This is a genomic window from Pseudooceanicola lipolyticus, assembly GCF_002786325.1.
In the GTDB taxonomy this organism is placed as follows: Bacteria; Pseudomonadota; Alphaproteobacteria; order Rhodobacterales; family Rhodobacteraceae; genus Pseudooceanicola_C; species Pseudooceanicola_C lipolyticus.
This window is the reverse complement of the sequence record NZ_PGTB01000393.1, coordinates 1-860: the sequence shown is the minus strand read 5'-3', so window position 1 is coordinate 860 and position 860 is coordinate 1. Positions and strand designations below refer to the sequence as shown.

Below are 860 nucleotides of genomic sequence, written 5' to 3'. Positions count from 1 at the left end.
CCGGCGCCGGCGGGCACCGACACACCGGCGCCGCCGCTGCTGCGGCTGACGCCAAGCGCGACTGACCCGCTCAGCCGCAGGCTCAGCGGCCCGGCCTCGACCGTCGGTAGGCGGCCACCCTCATAGCCGCTTTGCGCACGCGCAATCCGGTCGCAGCGGGAATCGATGGCAGTGGTCTGCGCCGCGGCGGGCACCACCAGAACCAGGGAAATGAAAACAGGCAAGGCAAGCTTCACGGCGAATCCTTTCGACACGGCCCGCAACTGCCCCGGATATAATCCGCTTTGCCAGCGGCGCCAATGGCCGCGCGGCGGATCGGCAAAGCTGGACACCGCCGGCATTTGCGCCATGTTTGGCCGACGGAACAGGGCGCCGGCCGCGGCGCGGCCACAGGGATTTGCGCGTGCTGCTGGACATCTGCGAGGTAAGCAAAACCTATCCCGGCGCCGAACGGCCGGTGCTGGACCGGGTGTCGCTGCAACTGGCGGCGGGCGAAACGCTGGCGCTGACCGGGGAAAGCGGCAGCGGCAAAAGCACCCTGCTGCATCTGGCCGGCACGCTGGACGGCTTTGACGCGGGCGAGATCACCCTGGCCGGACAGGCGCTGTCGGCGCTGGACGATGCCGGCCGCGCGGCGCTGCGCCGCAAGGTGGTGGCGGTGGTGTTCCAGCAGTTCAACCTGATCCCGTCGCTGACCGTGGCGCAGAACCTGTCGCTGCACGCGCGATTTGCCGGGCGCGCCGACCCCGGCTGGACCGGCGACCTGGCGCGACGGCTGGGGTTAGAGGCGGTGCTGGCACGCTATCCCGAACAGCTCTCGGGCGGCCAGCAGCAGCGGGTGGCGATCGGTCGGGCGCTGG

The 860-nt window shown here is 70.7% G+C and carries 2 protein-coding genes; one reads left to right on the top strand and one right to left on the bottom strand.

Going from position 1 to position 860, the window contains the following annotated elements; all coding sequences use genetic code 11:
* Positions 1–236: hypothetical protein (locus CVM52_RS26175; RefSeq protein ID WP_133120022.1), on the bottom strand; the 236-nt coding region annotated here is incomplete at its 3' end.
* 167 nt (positions 237–403) lie between these two features.
* Between CVM52_RS26175 and CVM52_RS26170 the strand changes: the two genes are divergently transcribed.
* Positions 404–860 (top strand): ABC transporter ATP-binding protein (locus CVM52_RS26170; protein WP_205965043.1); only part of this gene is annotated, 457 nt, incomplete at its 3' end.